Here is a 20,626-nt window from a genome sequence, read left to right on the forward strand (position 1 = left end):
TGAACGCCGGGGGGCATGCTGTCGTCCGGTGGGACGCGGGGGGTCAACTCGCCCCCTCGTCCTCCCAGTCGAAATCGTCCGGTTCGATGTAGCCGGTGTTCTCCGCGGCCACCTCCTGGGGCGACATCGCCCAGTACGGCATGCCGTCGGAAGTGCGGCGGACCTTGATGAATTCCTTCTGGCTCTTCTTGAGCTTGGTGGCGATGAGCACGTCCTCGCCGCCAATGTAGGCCCAGCAGCCGTAGGCCTTGATCTTCTGGCCCGGCATGGGGTCCAGCTGCTCCAGGGCCTCGCGCACGTAGTCCTCGGGCCCGAAGATGACCTTAACCGGCTCGCCGTCGGTGCGGTCCTCCATGATCAGGCCCATGCCCCGGGACATGCCCTCCATGGGAGTGACCTCGATGTACTCCTGGAAATAGCCCTTGATCTTGTCGAACTCGGCCGGGTCGTACATGGAGTCGAACTCGCTCCCCTTTTCCCAGCCGACCTTCCCGCCGGGGCCGGTGTCCCCGCCGCCACAGGCGGCCAACGTCAGGGTCAGGCAGGCGAACAGGAGAAGCAGGCGGCGCATGGATACCTCGCTTGGTTTGCTTAGTGCGGATTCACACATGAGGATAAGGTTTTTCCGCGCCAGTGCAAGCGGCCTGGCGGATTTCCGCAGGCCGCGCACGAAAAGACCCCGGAACCCAAGAGGGATTCCGGGGTCGCGTGGCGCTGGACGGCCTAGAGGGCTTCGCTGCAGATGCGGCGAACTGCCAGATTGGCCTCCCCCTCTTCAAGTTCCGGGCATGTCATCTCCAGCAGGCGGCGAACGAGCGCCTCCTCGTCGACCGCGTCGGAACGGTTGATCTGGGTCTGCACGGACTCGGGCGCGGGCTGCTTCTTGTGCTTCCTGGCCATGGCCATGTCGGTACCTCCGTTGTCGGGGCCTTCCCGGGTTGTTCTCATAAAACGAAAACCGGATTACAGCCTTGCCGTGACGAACCCGTTACCCCGGACGAACGGGGCGGTGACGTCTCGCGCGCCCATGGCGGGGCTGTACTTTCCGGCCGCCATTTGCGACAACCAGCCACCGCGAAGACGGGTTCTCGATTCTCATCCTAAACACATTTCTGCTGAGAAAACCAGATGCGGAAGATTATAATTGGCTTCCTGCTCCTGCTGGTGGCCCTGCCTCTGGCCCTGGACTGGGCCGTGGACCGGTGGACCGCCGACCGCGTGGAGGACTTCTGCTCCCATGTCCTGCTGGCCGACATCTCGGTGGGCCGGGCGGACGTGAGCCTGTTGAAGCGGGAGGCCGTGCTTTTGGACGTGGACGTGGACGCGCCCGGAGGCGGGAAAGCCCTGCGCCTGCCCCGCGTGGAAGCGGCGTTCGACCGGGCAAGCCTGGTGCGCCGGGGGCCTATGGTGCTGCGGGAGATTTTCCTGGAGCAACCGGCCGTCGTCCTGGACCATGGCCGGGCGCGCGGCCTTCGCGACCTGCTGCGCAACGCCTCCGCCGCGTCGAAGCTGCGCCGCCATTTGAACCTGGAGGGCGAAAGCCGTTTGCGCGTCGAGGCGGTCTACCTGGGCGCGGGCGAATTGCTGGCTTCCGGCAACGCCACCCTGGAGACACGCCCCAGGGCCGTGCAGCCGCCCCCCGACCGCCGCGACATGCGGCCCGTGGAACTGCTGCGGCTGGTACTGGCCGAACTCGACCGGGCCGCCGGTTTGGCCTTGGCGGAAGAGGCCCCCGAGTCCCCCAAGGAGAAGGCCGACCCTGCCCAGCCCCCTCCGGAAGGCGGCCAATCCACAGCCCCGGACCAGGAATAAGCCAAGCATGCCGAGGCGTTCGCCGACTATTGAACAGGTTCACGCCGACCGCGCGGTGAAAAAACTTGTTTTGCACATCCCCTTTTTTTTCGCAGTCAACGCGAGGCTCGAAGCAGAAGTCGCCTGTGGAAAATGGTGCGCTCCCCGTGCTGTAATGCAGAAATGACGGGCATACACGTTGTGTTTCCGCGACGCGACGTGCGATTCTTCTACCGTCTGTACAAAAAGCGGGTGGTGATGTAGTTCCTATTGCGTCCGACCTGCGCCGCGCTCTGCACCAACCGTCCACGTTCGTGGGTGAGCAGCCCGGCGGATCCGGGGCCCGGACACGAGGGGGGAAGGGAGCCGCGATGTTCGCGGTTTCAGACATCGGTCCGGGCCGGGGGCCCGGAAAGGACCGGCCCGCCTCGCGGCGGCCCCTGTACCCGGAAGGGCCACCCCTTCCGCGCAAACCATCGAATCGGGAACGCCATCGGGAGTTCATGCACGCCTCCGACGCCTGGGAACACCTACGGGGTCTGCAACCCGTCAGCCTCATCGACTGGAAGGGTCGCCACGCCGCGGTCCTCTTTTTCGGCGGGTGCAACCTGCGCTGCCCCACCTGCCACAACGCCGACCTGGCCTGGCGGCCGCAGATCCACCCCACCATCCACAAGCCCGACATCCTGGCCTTCATCAAAAAACGCCGCCACTGGCTTGACGGACTGGTGGTCTCCGGCGGCGAGCCCACCATCATCCCAGACCTGGCCCGGCTGCTGCGCGAACTGCGCGAGTACGGCCTTCCCGTGAAGTTGGACACCAACGGCCTGCGCCCCCACGTGGTGGAGGCCCTGCTGTCCGCCGGGCTTATCCAGGAAGCCTACGTTGACGTCAAAGGGCCATGGGCCAAATACCCCGAACTCACCGGCGGCGGCGCCAGCGCCGAGGAAGCCGAGGGTTGCCTCTCGGAAATCTTCGCCCTGACCAAACGCTTCCCCCGCGCCTTCACCTTCCGCACCACCAAGGTACCCCCGCTCGACGATTCCGACCTGGCCGCCGTTCGCGCCGCCCTGCCGGAAGGATTCGAGCTGACAGTACAAGATTACATCCCCCCCAGGAGGAGCAATGCCCAAACAGATCAAGAAGCGCGACGGATGCCTGGAGACCTGGTCCACGGAACGGATCGCCGGAGCCATCCTCAAAGCCCTCAAGGCCAGCGGCGTCAAGGACCCGCTCCTCTCCAAGCGTCTGGCCCGCAAGGTTGAGCAGAAGCTCGGCCTCGTCGAGGTCGCCGAGCAGGAACAGGTCCAGGACCTGGTCGAACAGGTCCTCATGGAGTCGCGCATGTACGATGTGGCCAAGCGCTACATCATCTACCGCGAACAGCGGCGGCAGCTCCGCGACCAGAAGCAGGCCTACGTCGATATCAAGCAGACCATCGACAACTACCTCACCAAGGCCGACTGGCGCGTCAATGAAAACGCCAACATGACCCACTCCTTCCAGGGGCTCATGCTGCACCTCTCCGGCACCGTGCAAGCCCGCTACGCCCTGGAGAAATACCCCGAGGAAATTCGCGACGCGCACGAGCACGGCTACTTCCACATCCACGACCTGTCCTTCGGACTGGCCGGGTACTGCGCCGGATGGTCCCTGCGCGACCTCCTGCTTGAGGGATTCAACCTGGAGGGCCGCTCCTGCGCCGGTCCCGCGCGCCATTTCGACTCCGTGCTGGGACAGATGAACAACTTCCTGGGCACGCTGCAAAACGAATGGGCCGGAGCGCAAGCCTTCAACAACGTGGACACCTACTTGGCGCCCTTCATCCGCCACGACGGACTGAACTACAAGCAGGTCCGCCAGGCCATGCAGAAGTTCGTCTTCAACCTCAACACCACCTCCCGCTGGGGCGGACAGTCCCCCTTCACCAACCTCACCTTCGACCTCAAGGCCCCCAAGCACATCGCCAAGGAAGGGGTCATCATCGGCGGCGAGATCCAGGACGCCACCTACGGCGAATTCCAAAAGGAAATGGACTGGATCAACAAGGCGTTCTTGGAAGTGATGCTGGAAGGCGACCACCACGGCCGCATCTTCTCCTTCCCCATCCCCACCTACAACGTCACCGAAGACTTCCCCTGGGACTCGGACATCGGCCAGCTCCTGCTCTCCATGACCGCCAAGTACGGCGCGCCCTACTTCCAGAACTTCATCAACTCCGACCTCGACCCCGAGGACGTCCGCTCCATGTGCTGCCGCCTGCAAATGGACCTGCGCGAACTGCGCAACAAGACCGGCGGCCTCTTCGGCGCGGGCGACCTCACCGGCTCCATCGGCGTTGTCACCCTCAACCTGCCCAAACTGGCCTACCTGGCCCAGGGCGAAGAGGACTTCCTGGACCTGCTCACCGAATACGCCGAAATGGCCAAGGACTCCCTTGAATTCAAGCGCAAGCTGGTCAACGACAACTTCGAGCGGGGCATGTTCCCCTGGACCAAGCGCTACCTGAAAAACGGCTACCAGGCCCACTTCTCCACCATCGGCCTGGTGGGCGGCCACGAGGCCTGCCTCAACCTCCTGGGCAAAGGCATCGAAACCGACGCCGGAACACGCATGATGGTCCGCGTGCTGGAACACCTGCGCGAGGTCACCTCCCGCTTCCAGGAAGAAACCGGGCACCTCTACAACCTCGAGGCCACCCCGGCCGAAGGCACCTCCTACCGCCTGGCCAAAATCGACAAGGGCCTCTACGAATCCATCCACGCCTCGGGCAACGGCACCCCCTACTACACCAACTCAACCGCCCTGCCCGTGGGCGAAACCAACGACGTCTTCATGGCCCTGGACCACCAGAACAAGCTGCAGCCCCTCTACACCGGCGGCACCGTGTTCCACTCCTACCTGGGCGAAGCCGTCACCGACACCGAAGCCCTGAAAAACTTCATCGTCAAAGCCTTCACCAAAACCAAGATTCCCTACCTCTCCATCACCCCCACCTTCTCCATCTGCAAAGAACACGGCTACATCGCGGGCGAACACTTCCAATGCCCCACCTGCGGCAAAGAGTCCGAAGTATTCACCCGCATCGTGGGCTACTACCGCCCCGTCAGCCAGTGGAACAAAGGAAAACAAGCCGAATACATGGACCGCATCGTCTTCGCCGACGTCACCGGCGACATCTCCGCGGACATGATCTGCTAGAAGGCGGGATTACAGGCTGAAAGAAAAGGGCGTGGCGGTGCTTAGCACCGCCACGCCCTTTTTCATTGGAAAAGAAGAAGAGGAGGAGGAAGAAAAGATTTCGCCTTCGGCGACCAGGGCCTGCTCGGCCCTGGACCGAGGCAAACTACCTTTGCATGTGTATTCGCGGGATGGCGCGCGTCAGGGGGACATGCGGGAGGACCCCGGCGAACAGGCGATTGGGGGCTACCGATGCCGGTTCACCACTGCCCCGGCGCTTGGCTGCGGATGCGTCGAACGCGGGATTGGGCGGCGGTCCCCGGCCAGCCTCGTTCCCCGCACCACGCCCCCGAGCGAAGCGAGCGATGAAAAGTTTTGAATGATAAGAGGGGGTCTGGGGGAGAGAAGGAAACTTTTCCAAAAGTTTCCTTCTCTCCCCCGGGATTCAGCTCTTTCCTACCCCTCGACCAGTTCGACCAGCTTGTTCAGGGCCGCGTCGATTTGTTCGGGCTGGTTGCCGCCGGCCTGGGCCATGTCGGGACGGCCGCCGCCGGAGCCGCCGATGAGGGCGGCGACTTCCTTGATGAGGGAGGGTGCGGTGAAGCGGTCGTGGAGGTCTTTGGAGACGTAGAGGATGAGGGAGGCCTTGTCCTCGCCCTGGGGGGAGGCCAGGCAGGCGATGCCCGAGGGCAGTTTGGAGCGGATGTCGTCCATCTGTTCGCGCAGGACCTTGACCGAGGGGGCGTCCACCTTGGCGGCCAGGACCTTGGTGCCGTTGACCTCGCGCAGGTCGTCCATGAGGCTTTTGCCTTCGCCGGACAGGAGCTTGGCCTGGAGGCGCTCGTTTTCCTTTTGCAGGGAGCGGGTTTCGCCGCGCAGGGCCTGGACCTTGTCGGCCACGTCCAGGGGGTTGGACTTGAGTTGGGCCGCGGCCTTGGTCAGCTCGTCGCGCATGGACTGGGCCTGGTGCAGGGCGTTTTCGCCTGTGGCGGCCTCGATGCGGCGGACGCCGGCGGAGACGCCGGATTCCGAGAGGACGAGGAAGAGTCCGGCCTGGCCGGTGGAGCCGAGGTGGGTGCCGCCGCACAGTTCCATGGACACGCCGGGGACCTCCACCACGCAGACCTCGTCGCCGTATTTTTCCCCGAACAGGGCGGTGGCTCCCTTGGCCTGGGCGTCTGCCGCGGACATGATCTCGCGGGCCACGGGCAGGTCTTGAAGGATGGCGCGGTTGACCCGCAGTTCCACGTCCCGCAGTTCCTCGGGGCTCATGGCGGAGATGTGGGTGAAGTCGAAGCGCAGCCGATCGGGGCCGACCAGGGAGCCCGCCTGCTTGACGTGCTCGCCCAGGACCTCGCGCAGGGCGGCGTGCAGGAGGTGGGTAACGGTGTGGTTGCGCGCGGTCGCCTGGCGTCGGAGGGCATCCACGTTGAGGGTGGCCTTCTGGCCCTGGATGAGTTCGCCCTCGTTGACGAAGACCTTGTGCACGATGAGGTTGTCGCTGGGGCGCTGGGTATCCAGCACGTCGGCGTCGCCGGTGATGGAGTCGATGGTGCCCCGGTCGCCCATCTGGCCGCCGGACTCGCCATAGAAGGGGGTCTTGTCGAAGACGGCCCAGCCGCCATGGCCCTGGAGCAACCGCTCCACCGGCTCGCCCGACTCGTCCAGCAGGGCGTCGGTGGAGGCGTCGGCGGCGAGGCGGTCGTAGCCCAGGAACTCGTTGTGGTGGCCGGTCTCCAGCAGATGCTTGAAGAGCACCGAGGCGTCGGACTCGCCCGAGCCCTTCCAGGCGGCCTTGGCGCGTTCGCGCTGCTTCTGCATGGCCTGCTCGAAGCCGGGCTGATCCACGGTGAAGCCTCGCTTCTCGGCCACGTCCAAAACGATGTCGATGGGGAAGCCGTAGGTGTCGTAGAGCATGAAGGCGGTCTCGCCGGGGACCTCGGAGGCGCCTTTCTTCTCCAGCTTGCCCAGCTCCTGGTCGAGGATTTCCAGCCCCTTGTCCAGGGTCTTGGCGAAGCGCTCCTCCTCCTCGCGCACCACGCGCGCGGTGAAGGAGATGCCCTCCTCCATTTCCGGGTAGGCCTCGCCCATGGCCCGGGCGACTTCCTCGCAGACCCGGAAGAGGAAGGGGTCGCTCAGGCCCAGGAACTTGCCGAAGCGCAGGGCGCGGCGGATGAGGCGGCGCAGCACGTAGCCCCGCCCTTCGTTGGAGGGCATCACGGCGTCGGGGATGAGGAAGGCGGCGGCCCGGGCGTGGTCGGCGATGACCCGCAGGGCGGTGTCGGTCTCCTCGTCGCCGTCCTTGTACTTCACATCGGCTAGGTTCGCGGCGAAGCCGATGATGCGCTGGAAGAGGTCGGTGTCGTAGTTGGAGAAGACGCCCTGGCAGACCGCGGCGATACGCTCCAGACCCATGCCGGTGTCGATGGAGGGCCGGGGCAGGTTGACCCGCTCGCCGGGGCCCACCTGGTCGTACTGCATGAAGACCAGATTCCAGATTTCCAGGTAGCGGTCGCACTCGCACACGCCGATGCCGCAGTCCGGGCCGCAGGCGTGCTCCGCGCCCTGGTCGTAGTGGATTTCGGAGCAGGGGCCGCAGGGGCCGGTGTCGCCCATGGACCAGAAGTTGTCCTTGTCGCCCAGGCGGTAGATGCGCTCCGGCGGCACCCCGGCCTCGGACCGCCAGAGTTCATCCGCCTCGTCGTCGTCGGTGTAGATGGTGATGTAGAGGCGCTCGGCGGCCAGGCCCAGCTCGGCGGTGCAGAACTCCCAGGCGTAGCGGATGGCCTCGGCCTTGAAGTAGTCGCCGAAGGAGAAGTTGCCCAGCATCTCGAAGAAGGTGTGGTGGCGCGCGGTGCGGCCCACGTTCTCCAGGTCGTTGTGCTTGCCGGACACGCGGAGGCACTTCTGCGAGGTCACGGCGCGCGGGGTGTCGCGCTTCTCCTGGCCCAAAAAGGCCTTCTTGAACTGCACCATGCCCGCGTTGGTGAAGAGCAGGCTGGGGTCCTCGCGGGGAATGAGCGGGGCGGACTTGACCACCTCGTGCCCGCGGGAGGCGAAGAATTCAAGGAATCGGCTGCGGATTTCGTTGGCCGTAAGCATAGTCTTCCTCTAGGTATCGAAACGTGCTTGGCTAGGGGACGCGGAAAAAAAGGGGCGGCCGCGCGGACCGCCCCCAAATCTTCAGTTCGGCGGAGTCAGGACTGCTCGGCCTCGGCCGTGGCATCGGCAGCCGCCTCGGCGGGTTCGTCCTCGGCCATGCCCAGGTGGGCCAGCAACTCGCCCTCGATGCGGGCGGCCAAGTCCGGGTTCTCGGCCAGCATCTGGCGGACGTTGTCCTTGCCCTGGCCCAGCCGCTCGTCGCCGTAGGCGTACCAGGCCCCGGCCTTGTCCACCACGCCGTGGTCCACGCCCAGGTCCAAAAGCTCGCCCAGGCGCGAGATGCCCGTGCCGTACAGGATGTCGAAGTTGGCCTCGCGGAACGGCGGGGCCAGCTTGTTCTTGACCACCTTCACTCGGCAGCGGATGCCGTAGGCCTCCTCCTGGTTCTTGAGGCTCTGGATGCGGCGGATATCCAGGCGCAGGGAGGCGTAGAACTTCAGCGCGTTGCCGCCGGTGGTGGTCTCGGGGTTGCCGTAGCCCATGGTGCCGATCTTCATGCGGATCTGGTTGATGAAGACAACCCCGCAATTGGACTTGTGGATGGAGCCGGTGAGTTTGCGCAGGGCGTGGGACATGAGCCGCGCCTGGCCGCCCACCTGGGTCTCGCCCATGTTGCCCTCCAGCTCGGCCTGGGGGATGAGGGCGGCCACGGAGTCCACCACCACCAGGTCCACCGCGCCGGAGCGCACCAGCATGTCGGCGATATCCAGGGCCTGCTCGCCGTAGTCTGGCTGGGAAATGAGCAGCTCGTTGACGTTCACCCCCAGGCGGCGGGCGTAGTTCACGTCCAGGGCGTGCTCGGCGTCGATGAAGGCGGCCGTGCCGCCTTTTTTCTGCGCCTCGGCGATGAGGTGCAGGGCCAGGGTGGTCTTGCCGCTGGATTCCGGGCCGTAGATTTCGGAGACGCGGCCGCGCGGCACGCCGCCCACGCCCAGGGCCATGTCCAGGCCGATGGAGCCCGAGGGAAAGACGGGCACCTTCTGGTGGGCGTTGTCGTCGAACTTCATGATGGAGCCCTGGCCCCATTTGCGCTCGATGGTGGTCAGGGCGGTCTTCAGCGCGTCGCGCCGATTTTCTTGCGGATTGGCTTTGGAGGCGGCTTTGCGCGCCATGTCGGTTCTCCCTTGGGGATGCGGATTGGTGGGCACGTGTTTAGCAGAAGCGGACAGGCTGGGCAAGGCGGCGGGAACCGCGCTCCGCGGTGGTTTCCCCGGGCAGGCATTCCATGTATACGGTAGGCCATGTTCCAGTTGCTGAAGCTCCTTGGCCGCAAGGCGGGCGCGCCTCCGGGCCGGGCCGAGTACGTTGGCCGCGACTGGGGCGTGGCCCCGCGCCTGGAGGTCCTGCGTTACGGGCCGGAGGGTGGCGAGTTGCGGCGGGAACAGCTCCCCGACGCCGAGCGCCTGCATCCGCCGGAAGGCGGCGTGACCTGGTGCCGGGTGCGGGGGCTGGCGGACCTGGAGCTGGTCAAGAATACAGCCGCCCTGCTGGACCTGCATCCCCTGCTGGTGGAGGACGCCCTGAACACCACCCAGCGGCCCAAGCTGGAGCAGGACGGCGACCGCGTTTTCGCGGTGATGCCCCTGTACGGTTTGGACATGGAGGAGGGCCTGACCCGGCAGCAGGTCAGCCTGGCCCGCCGGGGGAACCTGGTGATCACTTTCGAGGAGGGCGACGCCCCGGCCCTGGACGGCGTGGCCGAGCGCATCCTGCGCGGTACGGGCCGCATCCGCGCTTCCGGCCCGGACTACCTGCTCCTGGTCATGCTGGACACGGCCGTGGATTCGGCCAGGGTGGTGGTGGCCTCCCTGGCGGAACGCTCCGAGCTGGTGGAGGAGCGCATCATGGACAAGGCGGACGAGGACACCCTGCGCTCCATCCACGACCTCAAGCGCGACCTGCTCTTTCTGCTGAACGGGTTGCGGCCGCTGCGGGAGATCGTGGCCCGCTTCGGGGACGAGGCCGAAGCCAACCATTTCGGCCGCCACTACCTGCGCGACGTGCGCGAGCACGCCGCCTCCCTGGTGGAGGCGGCCCAGGCCCTGCGCGAAAACCTCACCTCCATGATGGAAGCCACCCTGTCCACCATCGGGCTGCGGCAGAACGAAGTCATGCGCACCCTGACGGTCATCGCCACCATCTTCATCCCCCTGACCTTCATCGTCGGCGTGTACGGCATGAACTTCGAGATCATGCCGGAACTGACCTGGCCCTGGGGCTACCCCGCTGTGCTCTTGCTCATGGCGGGCGTGGTCGCCGGCCTGGTCATCTGGTTCCGCCACAGACGCTGGCTGTGACCCAAAACCCAAAGGAGCCCCATGCTCAAGAAGCCCGGCGAAGCCAAATTCAAATTCTGTCCCCTGCTCAAGACCAGCGACGACAAGCTCAAGTTCTGCCAGGGCCCGGACTGCATGATGTGGCGCTACGCCGATCCGGCCGCCACCGAGGCGGACTCCCCGGGCTACTGCGGCCTGGCCGGAACCCCGGTACGGCTGTCGGACTAGGGGACGGGGAGCCGTCGTGCGCTTCGGGGAACGACCCGGGCGGCTGGTCATCCAGGCCAACTGCCAGGGGGAGCTGCTCTTGCGCCTGCTGCGCGCCTCGCCCGGCTTCGACGAGGCCTGGCGGGCGGAACTGTACACCAACTACCGCCGCCAGCCCGTTCCGGACGAGTCCCTGGCCCGCTGCGACCTTTTTCTCTATCAGCACCTGGGGCCCGAGTGGGGGGAGCTGTCCTCGGCCGCCCTGCTGGACAAGCTGCCCCGCTCCGCCCGGGCCGAGTGCATCCCGGCCATGTTCTTCATGCACCCCTGGCCGCTGTGGTGCTCCGACCCGGACTTCGACTACTCCGACCGGCTGCTGGACGCCTTGCTGGCCCGTGGGCTGTCCCCGGCCGAGGCCCTGCACATGGCCCTGCGCACGGACATCGCCAAGCTCGCCGACCTGGACGAGGGCCCTGCCCGCTCCCTGGAAATGGAACGGGAGAAGGAGGAGCGGACCTCCATCAAGTACCTGGACTTCGTGCTGGCCAACTGGAGGGAGGAGCAGCTCTTCCGCACGATCAACCACCCCCGTTCCAGGGTCTTGCGGCTGGTGGCCGAGCCGGTGCTTGGCTGGCTGGGCCTGCCGCCCCTGCCGGACTCCGCCTACAACGCGGCGGATCAAGCCCTGGCCGGGCTGGACCTGCCCGTCCACCCCCAAGTGGCCGAGCGCGAGAAACTGGCCTGGGCCGGACGGGAGACGCGCTTCAACGTCTACGGCGCGCCCATGACCTACGAACGGTTCGCCTTCCACTACCTGGCCTGCAAGGAAGCGGGGGAAACGGACTTCGACGCCTGGCTGCGGGTGGCGGCGAGGCGGGAAACGGCGTCACAATGAGGCCGCATTCTTCCCGTACCATGGCCAAACGCGCTGCTTGGTGCGCAAGACTGGTAAAAATCTTGGAAATCGCGTAACCAACACGGCCAAGCTCCCGACGGAACGACTATGAACGCCAACGGCACCAGATGTCCCCACTGCGGCAGCAGGGAGTTCTGGCCCTCCCGACGACGCGCCCTGGAGCGCATCCTCGGCCGTGGTCTGCCCTACCGGCCCTTCCGCTGCCGGGCCTGCCTGCGCCGCTACCTGCAGCCCAAGCCGTGGCTCAAACCGGCCTTGGCGCTGCTGGTCCTGTTGCTGGTGGCCGGGGGCGGCGCCTTTCTGGCCCTGGGTCCGCTGGGCGTGGGCCAGTCCGATGACCGGCCCGCCGAGGCCGATCGGCCGCTGGCCGCAGCCCCGGATCCCGCGCCCGAACAACTGGCCGCCCCGCCGGGAGCCGATCCGGACAAGCCCATGCCCAAACCCGCGCCCGAGCCGGAACCCGCTCCGCCCGCTCCCGAGGAGCCCGCCGCCGAAGCCGCTCCTTCGCCTGAGGACCCGGACGCCGGCCGGGTGCGCCTCTTCCGCCTCCACCTCAACGTGGTTCCGGAGGACACGGGATGACCGCGCGCGCCGCCGCCTGTATCTGCCTGCTGCTTCTGCTCCTGCCGTCCGCCGCCCGGGCGGGGCTTGTGACCGATTTCTCCGCCCGCCAGGAGGACGACCGGGTGATGTTCGACTTCGGCGTGTCCAGCGAAGCGGAACAGGTCCGCGTGGGCCTGCTGCTGCGCCTTGGCCAGACTCTGCTGGACCCGGCGGAGCTCCATCTGGAAGGCGACCTGGGCGAGATTTCCCCCGGACCGGACAAGCGCATCGTCTGGAATGTTCTGCGGGACTTCCCCGAGGGGCTGTCCGGCCCCCTAAGCGGGGAGCTGCGGGCCCCGGACCTGCTTCGTGAGCCCGTGGCGGGCATGCGCTTCGTGCGCGTGCAGGGGGACTGCTTCGAGATGGGCTGCGGCCCCTGGTTCCCCTACTGCGAGCAGGACGAAAAACCGGTCCATCCAGTCTGCCCCGACGATTTCCTGCTCTCGGTCACGCCCGTGACCCGGGCGCAGTTCGCCCCCTTTCTCAACCAGACCGGACGCACTGCGGGCGACTATCCCGGACTGGCCATCCGCGACGGCGACTGGGTGGTGCTGCGCGACCCGGAGGCCCCGGCCACCGGCGTCTCCCGGGTGGTTGCCATGGCCTACGCGGCCTGGCTGTCGCAGGAGAGCGGCCGCACCTACACCCTGCCCACCGAGGCGCAGTGGGAGTACGCCTGCCGCTCCGGCGGCCGCCGCTTCGGTTACGGCACCCCCACCGGCCGCCCCCAGGACGGGCTGGACGCGCAATGGCGCACCCCCTCCCGAGCCAACCTGCTCGGGGTGGAGGGCATGTCCGGCGGGGTCTGGGAGTGGACCGCCGGGGCCTACGTTTCCTACCCCAAGCCGGACCAGACCGACCCGGACCTGAACGGCGTGCTGCGCGGCGGGCGGGACGGCTCCTACGTGCGCAACGCCCGCTGTTTCAACCGCTACGACCGCGCCCCCGGCCGGGGCGGCGCCACCACCGGCTTCCGCCTGGTGGCCGCTCCGTAGTCCCCGCCTCCCGACCGCCTCCACCCCCGCCGCACTCCGCCCGGGAGGTGATAAATTGGGCCACCCCCTTTCACAGGCCACTGGCCTCGTGGTATCACCAGTCCCGAATGCCCGACTTCCGTGGTCTTTCGCCGGACCGGCTTCCACGGAGGCCTATGGCCGACCGGAACGGCGCGCCAAGCTGGAAAACCCGCCAGGGGGAACGATATGAGCCAGGACCTGCAGCACCTCATCGAGCGCATCCACGCCGAGGGCGTGGCCAAGGCCGAGGCCGAGGCCGAGGAGATCGTGGCCGGGGCCCGCAAGAAGGCCGCCCGCATCGTCCGTGAGGCCGAGGACAAGGCCCGCGACATCAAGGAACGCGCCGAGGAGGAATCCAAAATCTTCGAAGAGCGCTCCCGCCGGACCCTGGAGCAGGCCGCCCGCGACCTGCTCATCTCCGTGGGACGCGGGGTGGAGCACATCATGGACGGCCTTGTGGCCGAGGCCGTGACCAGGGCCATGGACGACGACACCGTGCGCGACATGCTGCGCAACCTCACCGAGCGCTGCGCCCTGGGCCAGGGGCAGGACATCGCCGTGCTGGTCAGCCCCGAGGAGGAGAAAGAGCTGATCTCCTTTTTCGCGGACATGTACCGCGACAAGATGCGCCAGGGCATCGAGCTGCACACAGACCAGGACATCCTCAAGGGCTTCCGCGTCTCCTTCAAGAACGACTCGGTCTACCTGGACTTCACCGACGAGGCCGTGGCCGAGGCGCTGTCAGCCTTCCTGCGCCCGCATCTGGCCGAGATCGTTTCCCACGCCGCCCAGGCACGGCAGCGCGCCGAGGAGGCCTGCAAGGTAGTGGAATGCCCCCCTCAGGAGGACCAGGAGGAACGCGGGGGGGACGAGGGCTAGATGGCGCTCTACTACCTGGCCGCCTCCCTGCCGCACCTGGTTTTCGGCCAGCCTCCGCCCTTCGGCCTGGGGACCTTCCGGTTCCGCCTTGGCGGCCAGTTGACCGAATCCCAAGAGCGCGACCTCTCCCTGGTGCTGCGCGGGGAACCCGGCGGCGGCGACCCCTTCGTGGACGAATGGTTCGACGCCCGGGAGCAGGTTCTCGACGCCGTGTCCCGCGCCCGGGTGCGCCGCGCCTGCGCCCTGGACGAGGATTGCCCCCAGCTGGCCAGGGGCTCCAGTTCCCTGGTGGCGCGCAGGGCCGAGGCCGCCTTTGACCAGGACACCCCCCTGCGCGCCGAGGAGGAGCTGGACCGGCTGCGCTGGCGGCTTCTGGACGAAATGACCGTCAACCGGGACTTCGAGTTCCGGGCCGTGCTGGCCTTCGCCGCCAAGCTTTCCATTTTGCTGCGCTGGCACGCCCTGGACGGGCAGCGGGGCCGCGAGACGGTGGAAGCCGTCATCGACGCGGCCGCCGAAGAAGTGAGGATATCCCCATGAGCGAGAACGCGGGCCGGCTGGTCGGAGTCAACGGCAACATGCTGACCGTGGCCTTCGAGCATCCCGTCATCCAGAACGAGGTGGCCTTCGCCCAAGTGGGCGAGGAACGGCTCAAGTCCGAGGTCATCCGCGTGCGAGGCCGCTACGCCGACCTGCAGGTGTTCGAGGACACCAAGGGGCTGCGGGTGGGCGACCGCGTGGAGTTCACCAACGAGCTGCTCTCCGTGGAGCTGGGCCCGGGCCTTTTGTCCCAGGTATTCGACGGCCTGCAGAATCCCCTGCCCCGGCTGGCCGAGGAATCCGGCTTTTTCCTGCGGCGCGGTCTGTACCTGAACGCCCTGGACACCGAAGCCAAGTGGCCCTTCACCCCCACGGCCCGGGAAGGAAGCGAGCTCCGCGCAGGGGATTTCCTGGGCTGGGTGCCCGAGGGCATGTTCGAGCACAAGATCATGGTGCCCTTCGACCTGCCTGGCAAGCTGGCCGTGGAGTGGTTGGCCGAAGCGGGCGACTACGCCATCACCGAGCCCATCGCCACCCTGCGCGACGAGAAGGGCCGGGAGCACCAGGCCAAAATGCTGCGGATGTGGCCCATCAAGATTCCCATCCGCGCCTACGCCGAGCGGCTGCGGCCCACCGAGCCGCTGGTGACCAAGGTGCGCATCATCGACACTTTCTGCCCGGTGGCCCGGGGCGGGGTGTACTGCACCCCCGGCCCCTTCGGCGCGGGCAAGACCGTGTTGCAGCAGATCACCTCCCGCCACGCCGAGGTGGACGTGGTCATCATCGCCGCCTGCGGCGAGCGCGCTGGCGAGGTGGTGGAGACCATCCGCGAGTTCCCCGAGCTGACCGACCCGCGCACCGGCAAGAGCCTCATGGAGCGCACCCTCATCATCTGCAACACCTCCTCCATGCCCGTGGCCGCGCGCGAGGCCAGCGTGTACACCGCCGTGACCATCGCCGAGTACTACCGGCAGATGGGGCTCAACGTCCTGCTGCTGGCCGACTCCACCTCCCGCTGGGCCCAGGCCCTGCGCGAGATGAGCGGACGGCTGGAGGAAATCCCCGGCGAAGAGGCCTTCCCCGCCTACCTGGAGTCGGTCATCGCCTCCTTCTACGAGCGCGGCGGCGTGGTCCGGCTACGCGACGGCTCGCTGGGCTCGGTGACCATCGGCGGCACGGTGTCGCCCGCGGGCGGCAACTTCGAGGAGCCGGTCACCCAGGCCACCCTGAAGGTGGTGGGGGCCTTCCACGGCCTCTCCCGCGCCCGCTCCGACGCCCGCCGCTACCCCGCCCTGGATCCCCTGGACAGCTGGTCCAAGTACGCCCCGGTGGTGGACCCGGACAAGGTGGCCACCGGCGACCGCTTTCTGCGCCAGTCCAACGAGGTGGGCCAGATGATGAAGGTGGTCGGCGAGGAGGGCACCTCCATGGAGGATTTCCTCATCCACCTCAAGGGCGAGTACCTGGACGCGGTCTACCTGCAGCAGGACGCCTATCACGAGGTGGACGGCGCCTCCCCCGCCGAACGGCAGCGCTACGTCTTCGACCGCCTGCACTCCATCCTGACCACGGACATGGAGTTCTCCGACAAGAACGAGGCGCGGGCCTTCTTCCAGCGGCTGACCCAGGCCACCCGCGACTGGAACCGCGCCCCCTTCGAGTCGGACGACTTCAAGGACCTGGAGCGAAAAGTGGAGGACATGGTCGCGGAGGTGGCCAGCTATGCGTAGGGTCTATCACCGCATTGAGCAGATCGCCGGCAACGTGGTCATCGTGGAGGCCACCAACGTGGCCTACAACGAGCTGGCCAGGGTGACATCCACCCGGGGCACCTCCCTGGCCCAGGTCATCCGGCTGGAGGGCGACCGCGTCTACCTGCAGATATTCGCCGGGTCGCGCGGCGTGGCCACCGACTCCAAGGTGCAGTTCCTGGGCGAGGGCATGCGCACCGCCTTCTCCCACAACCTGCTGGGCCGGGTGTTCGACGGCGCGGGGCGCCCCCGCGACCGGGGCCCGGAAATCCGCGAGAACCCCACCCCTATCGGCGGTCCGTCGGTCAATCCGGTGCGGCGCGTCATCCCCCGCAACATGGTGCGCACCGGCATCCCCATGATCGACATCTTCAACACCCTGGTGGAATCGCAGAAGCTGCCCATCTTCTCGGTGGCGGGCGAGCCGTACAACCAGCTCCTGGCCCGCATCGCCCTGCAGGCCGAGGTGGACGTCATCATCCTGGGCGGCATGGGGCTAAAGCACGACGACTACCTCTTCTTCCGCGACCACCTGGAGGAGCACGGAGCGCTGTCCCGCTCGGTGATGTACGTGCACACCGCGGCCGAACCCACGGTGGAGGCCCTGCTGGTGCCGGACATATCCCTGGCCGTGGCCGAAAAGTTCGCCCTGGAGGGCAAGCGGGTGCTGGCCCTGCTCACGGACATGACCAACTACGCCGACGCCATGAAGGAGATCGCCATCACCATGGAGCAGATCCCCTCCAACCGGGGCTACCCCGGCGACCTCTACTCCCAGCTGGCCTCCCGCTACGAGAAGGCCGTGGACTTCGAGGGCGCGGGCTCCATCACCATCCTGGCGGTCACCACCATGCCCGGCGACGACGTCACCCATCCGGTGCCGGACAACACCGGCTACATCACCGAAGGGCAGTTCTACCTGCGCGGCGGCCGCATCGAGCCCTTCGGCTCGCTGTCGCGCCTCAAGCAGCAGGTCAACGCGGACACCCGCTCCGACCACCGCACCATCATGAACGTCATGATCCAGCTCTACGCCTCCTACAAGGAAGCGCTGGAGAAGCAGTCCATGGGCTTCCGCACCACGGACTGGGACCGCAAGCTGCTCAAGTACGGCCGCCGTTTCGAGGACGAGATGATGGACCTCTCGGTGAATCTTCCCCTGGAGCGCGCCCTGGATCTGGGTTGGAAAATCCTTGGCGACTGCTTCCTGCCCGAGGAGACCGGCATCCCCTCCTCCCTCATCGAGGAATACTGGCCGCGCGAACGCGAGGCCGCCACGCGGGATGAGGAACCGGCGGAGACGGCGGAGGAGGGGGCCTAGCCCCACGGAGGCGTCCCCATGGCCAAGATCAAGTTCACCAAGAACGAACTGAAGAACCAGCGCGACGCCCTGGCTCGCTACCGCCGGTTCCTGCCCACGCTGCAGCTCAAGAAGCAGTCGTTGCAGAACGAGGTGCGCAACCTCCGCCGCATCATGGAAGAAAAGGAGAAGGAGGAGCGAGGCGCGCTGGAGCGCATGGACTCCTGGGTACGTCTCTTCTCCGAGGATTTCGACTTCACCCCCTTCGTCCGGCCGGAGCGGGTGGAAACCGGCCGTGGCAACATCGTGGGCGTGCGCATCCCCCTCCTCAAAGAGGTCCGCTTCCCCGAAGCCCACCCCGACTACCGAGAAACCCCGGCCTGGGTGGACGAAGGCGTGCGCACCCTGCGCCACCTCATCACCCTGCGCCTGGAGCGCATGACCCTTGAGCGGCAGTACGAGTTGCTGAACGAGGAGTTGACCACCACCACCCAGCGGGTGAACCTTTTCGAGAAGGTCAAGATTCCCGAGTGCCTGGAAAACATCCGGCGCATCAACATCTTCCTGGGCGACGAGCAGACCGCGGCCGTTGCCCGCTCCAAGATCGCCAAGGCCAAAATGCGCGAAAGGGAGACCGCCTCGTGATCGTGCCCATGCGCAAGCTCCTGCTCCTGTGCCGCCGGGACGACCGCGACGAGGTCATGGTGGGCCTGCGCCGCCTTGGCGCGGTGCACCTGGAGCCGTCACGCGAGCCCCACGGCGACGGCCTGGAAGGGGCCTCCTCCTGGCTGGCCCACGTGGAAGGGGCTTTGCGGGCCATGCCCCTTTCCTCCAGCGCCCGGCCCTCGGGACAAGACGCCCGCACCGTGGTGGAGCGTGTCTGGACCCTGGTCAACCGCCGCGAACACCTCCTTGAGGAGCGCGCCGGCCTGGCCGCCGAACGTCGCAGGGCGGAGCGGCTGGGCGACTTCGACCCCGGCCTGGCCCGGGAACTTGAATCCAAGGGCGTTGTGGTCCGCTTCTTCCACGGTCCGCCCAAAAAGCTCCCGCCCAAGCCGGACGAGGGCCTCATCCTGCGCCTGCTCACCCAGGATTCCGACGGCACGGACTACGCCCTGGTGGGCCGCCGCGAACCCGGAGAACACGAGACCCCGGACGCCGTGTCCGTGCCCATGCCCGAGCTGTCCCTCTCCGCCATCGACCGCCTCATGGCGGATACCGACGAGGAGTTGGCGCGCATCGACACCCACCTTCGTGAGCACGCCGGAGACCGGCCCGTGGTGGCCGCGCTGCGCGACGAGGCCGCCTCCCACCTGCACTACCTGCGCATGCGCGAGTCCATGGACCGCTTCGACGAGGCGGGCGGCCTGGCGGCCATCTCCGGATGGATTCCCGTTGAGCGCGAGGGCGAACTGCGCGCGGCCGCGGCCGAACATGGCTTCGGCCTGGAACTCTCCGATCCCCCGGCCGACGAGGAACCGCCCACCCTCATCCGCAATCCCCGCTGGGTGCGGCCCATCCAGGCGGTCATGGACATGATCGGCGTGGTCCCCGGCTACCGGGAAATCGACTTCTCCGCCGCCTTCCTGCTCTTCCTCTCCCTGTTCTTCGCCATGCTGGTTGGCGACGCGGGCTACGGCACGCTCTTTCTGGGCCTCACCTTCCTGGGCCGCAAGCTGGCCGGACACAAGGTGCCCTCCCGCGTCTTCTCCCTGCTCACCGTCATGAGCTGCGCCACCATTGTCTGGGGCGCGCTCACCGGCACCTACTTCGGCCTCACCGCCCTGCCCGGCCCCCTGCGCTCCCTGCGCGTCGACTGGCTCACCGGACCCGGCTCGGACCACAACGTCATGCTGCTGTGCTTCATCATCGGCGCGGTCCACCTCACCCTGGCCCACCTCTGGAACCTGGTCCGCTTCTTCCCGGATCTGCGGTTCCTGGCCCAGCTGGGCTGGATCGCCACCACCTGGGCCATGTTCTTCGCCGCCCGGGCCATGGTCCTGCTCGAACCCTTCCCCCAGGCCATGCTCTGGGTCCTGGCAGCCGGCGTGGCCCTCATCGTCGTCTTCATGACCCCGCCCTCGCGCCTGAAAAGCGAGTGGTTCAACCACGTCATGTTCCCCCTCAACCTCATCGGCAACTTCGTGGACGTGGTCTCCTACGTGCGCCTCTTCGCCGTGGGCGCGGCCACCCTGGCCGTGGCCGCCGCCTTCAACAACATGGCCGTGGGCGACGGCGTCTCCGGCCCCCTCGGGGCCCTGCTGGCCGCCCTCATCCTCTTCCTGGGCCACAGCCTCAACATCCTGCTGGCCATGATGGGCGTGCTGGTCCACGGCGTGCGCCTCAACACCCTGGAATTCGCCAACCACCTGGGCCTGCAATGGAAGGGACGCAAATTCGACCCCTTCCGCGAACACAACAAGACAACCGATTGAGCCAACAAAGGAGACGGACATGGACATCCTCATGAGCGCCGCGCTGGGCAAGGCCGGAGCAGCCGCCGCACTGGGCTTCGCCGCCCTCGGCTCGGCCATCGGCATCGGCACCGCGGGCATGGCCGCCATCGGAGCCTGGAAAAAAGCCTACCTCCAGTCCAAGGCCGCGCCCTTCATCCTCATCGCCTTCATCGGCGCGCCCCTCTCCCAGACCATCTACGGCATGATCCTCATGAACGTCATGAACGGCATGGTCGATCAGGCCGTGGCCGCCTCCCAGGCCGGGGAAGCCGCCTTCATCAACTGGCCCGCCATGCTCATGGCCGGCATCGTGGGCGGCCTGGCCATGGGTGCCTCCTCAGCCTTCCAGGGCAAAGCCGGGGCCGCCGCCTCCGACGCCCTGGGCGAAACAGGCCAGGGCTTCGGCAACTACCTCATGACCCTCGGCGTCGTGGAAACCGTCGCCCTCTTCGTCATGGTCTTCATCCAGGCCGCGCTGTAGGCGGCGAGACAAATCTCGGCGCTTTGATGCCGGGTGGTACCCGGCACCAAAGCTGAAGATTTTGCCTT

19 protein-coding genes are annotated in these 20,626 nt (G+C 67.0%); 15 read left to right on the forward strand and 4 right to left on the reverse strand.

The annotated features are described in order from the left end of the window. Positions 1-43: 43 nt before the first annotated feature. A complete protein-coding gene (locus N911_RS0108485; RefSeq protein ID WP_035104577.1) occupies positions 44-571 on the reverse strand; it encodes a MamS/MamX family magnetosome protein in 528 nt (175 codons plus the stop codon). A 152-nt stretch (positions 572-723) separates the two neighbouring features. Next, positions 724-906 carry a hypothetical protein gene (locus tag N911_RS0108490; RefSeq protein WP_029896205.1) on the reverse strand — a complete coding sequence of 61 codons (183 nt, stop codon included), beginning with the start codon at positions 904-906 and terminating at the stop codon, positions 724-726. Between the two features lie 222 nt (positions 907-1,128). On the opposite strand from N911_RS0108490, the gene N911_RS0108495 reads away from it, so the two are divergent. From N911_RS0108495 to N911_RS18820, 3 genes are all read left to right on the forward strand, one after another. Next, on the forward strand, positions 1,129-1,812 hold the full coding sequence (locus tag N911_RS0108495) for a hypothetical protein (protein WP_029896207.1): 684 nt from the start codon (positions 1,129-1,131) through the stop codon (positions 1,810-1,812). A 482-nt stretch (positions 1,813-2,294) separates the two neighbouring features. Continuing rightward, on the forward strand, positions 2,295-3,056 hold the full coding sequence (locus N911_RS17990; protein WP_081859225.1) for an anaerobic ribonucleoside-triphosphate reductase activating protein: 762 nt from the start codon (positions 2,295-2,297) through the stop codon (positions 3,054-3,056). Next, a complete protein-coding gene (locus N911_RS18820) occupies positions 2,974-4,992 on the forward strand; it encodes a ribonucleoside triphosphate reductase (RefSeq protein ID WP_237559970.1) in 2,019 nt (672 codons plus the stop codon). Before N911_RS17990 ends, N911_RS18820 begins: the two co-directional genes overlap by 83 nt. A gap of 435 nt (positions 4,993-5,427) precedes the next feature. On the opposite strand, the gene alaS is transcribed toward N911_RS18820, so the two are convergent. Next, the gene (gene alaS / locus N911_RS0108515; protein ID WP_029896214.1) at positions 5,428-8,073 is read right to left on the reverse strand and encodes an alanine--tRNA ligase; all 2,646 of its coding nucleotides are present in this window, start codon (positions 8,071-8,073) and stop codon (positions 5,428-5,430) included. Between the two features lie 95 nt (positions 8,074-8,168). After that, entirely contained in the window at positions 8,169-9,245 is a 1,077-nt protein-coding gene (gene recA, locus N911_RS0108520; RefSeq protein WP_029896216.1) for a recombinase RecA, read from the reverse strand. Between the two features lie 129 nt (positions 9,246-9,374). On the opposite strand from recA, the gene corA reads away from it, so the two are divergent. The 12 genes from corA to N911_RS0108580 all read left to right on the forward strand — a co-directional run bounded on the left by corA (position 9,375) and on the right by N911_RS0108580 (position 20,558). Continuing rightward, positions 9,375-10,430 (forward strand): magnesium/cobalt transporter CorA, encoded by a 1,056-nt coding sequence (gene corA, locus N911_RS0108525; RefSeq protein ID WP_029896218.1) that lies wholly within the window; start codon positions 9,375-9,377, stop codon positions 10,428-10,430. Between the two features lie 21 nt (positions 10,431-10,451). After that, positions 10,452-10,637, forward strand: coding sequence for a hypothetical protein (locus N911_RS0108530; protein ID WP_029896219.1), 186 nt, complete (start codon positions 10,452-10,454; stop codon positions 10,635-10,637). Positions 10,638-10,653: 16 nt separating this feature from the next. Further along, positions 10,654-11,511 (forward strand): WcbI family polysaccharide biosynthesis putative acetyltransferase, encoded by an 858-nt coding sequence (locus tag N911_RS0108535; protein WP_029896220.1) that lies wholly within the window; start codon positions 10,654-10,656, stop codon positions 11,509-11,511. 108 nt (positions 11,512-11,619) lie between these two features. Beyond that, positions 11,620-12,114: a hypothetical protein gene (locus N911_RS18625; RefSeq protein ID WP_035104582.1), complete on the forward strand. Its 495-nt coding sequence runs from the start codon at positions 11,620-11,622 to the stop codon at positions 12,112-12,114. Then, positions 12,111-13,130, forward strand: a complete 1,020-nt coding sequence (locus N911_RS0108545) for a formylglycine-generating enzyme family protein (RefSeq protein WP_029896221.1) — start codon at positions 12,111-12,113, stop codon at positions 13,128-13,130. The genes N911_RS18625 and N911_RS0108545 overlap by 4 nt, the downstream gene beginning before the upstream one ends. A 207-nt stretch (positions 13,131-13,337) precedes the next feature. After that, on the forward strand, positions 13,338-14,030 hold the full coding sequence (locus tag N911_RS0108550) for a hypothetical protein (RefSeq protein ID WP_051694111.1): 693 nt from the start codon (positions 13,338-13,340) through the stop codon (positions 14,028-14,030). Next, positions 14,031-14,570, forward strand: a complete 540-nt coding sequence (locus N911_RS0108555) for a DUF2764 family protein (protein ID WP_029896223.1) — start codon at positions 14,031-14,033, stop codon at positions 14,568-14,570. After that, positions 14,567-16,300 (forward strand): V-type ATP synthase subunit A, encoded by a 1,734-nt coding sequence (locus N911_RS0108560; RefSeq protein ID WP_029896224.1) that lies wholly within the window; start codon positions 14,567-14,569, stop codon positions 16,298-16,300. The genes N911_RS0108555 and N911_RS0108560 overlap by 4 nt, the downstream gene beginning before the upstream one ends. Continuing rightward, positions 16,293-17,642: a V-type ATP synthase subunit B gene (locus N911_RS0108565; protein WP_029896226.1), complete on the forward strand. Its 1,350-nt coding sequence runs from the start codon at positions 16,293-16,295 to the stop codon at positions 17,640-17,642. The genes N911_RS0108560 and N911_RS0108565 overlap by 8 nt, the downstream gene beginning before the upstream one ends. A gap of 18 nt (positions 17,643-17,660) precedes the next feature. Beyond that, positions 17,661-18,266, forward strand: coding sequence for a V-type ATP synthase subunit D (locus N911_RS0108570; protein ID WP_029896228.1), 606 nt, complete (start codon positions 17,661-17,663; stop codon positions 18,264-18,266). Continuing rightward, positions 18,263-20,056 (forward strand): V-type ATP synthase subunit I, encoded by a 1,794-nt coding sequence (locus N911_RS0108575; RefSeq protein WP_029896230.1) that lies wholly within the window; start codon positions 18,263-18,265, stop codon positions 20,054-20,056. The genes N911_RS0108570 and N911_RS0108575 overlap by 4 nt, the downstream gene beginning before the upstream one ends. A 19-nt stretch (positions 20,057-20,075) precedes the next feature. After that, positions 20,076-20,558, forward strand: coding sequence for an ATP synthase subunit K (locus N911_RS0108580; RefSeq protein WP_029896232.1), 483 nt, complete (start codon positions 20,076-20,078; stop codon positions 20,556-20,558). Positions 20,559-20,626 lie beyond the last annotated feature (68 nt).

It is taken from the genome of Desulfohalovibrio reitneri (assembly GCF_000711295.1).
GTDB classification, from domain to species: Bacteria; Desulfobacterota; Desulfovibrionia; order Desulfovibrionales; family Desulfovibrionaceae; genus Desulfohalovibrio; species Desulfohalovibrio reitneri.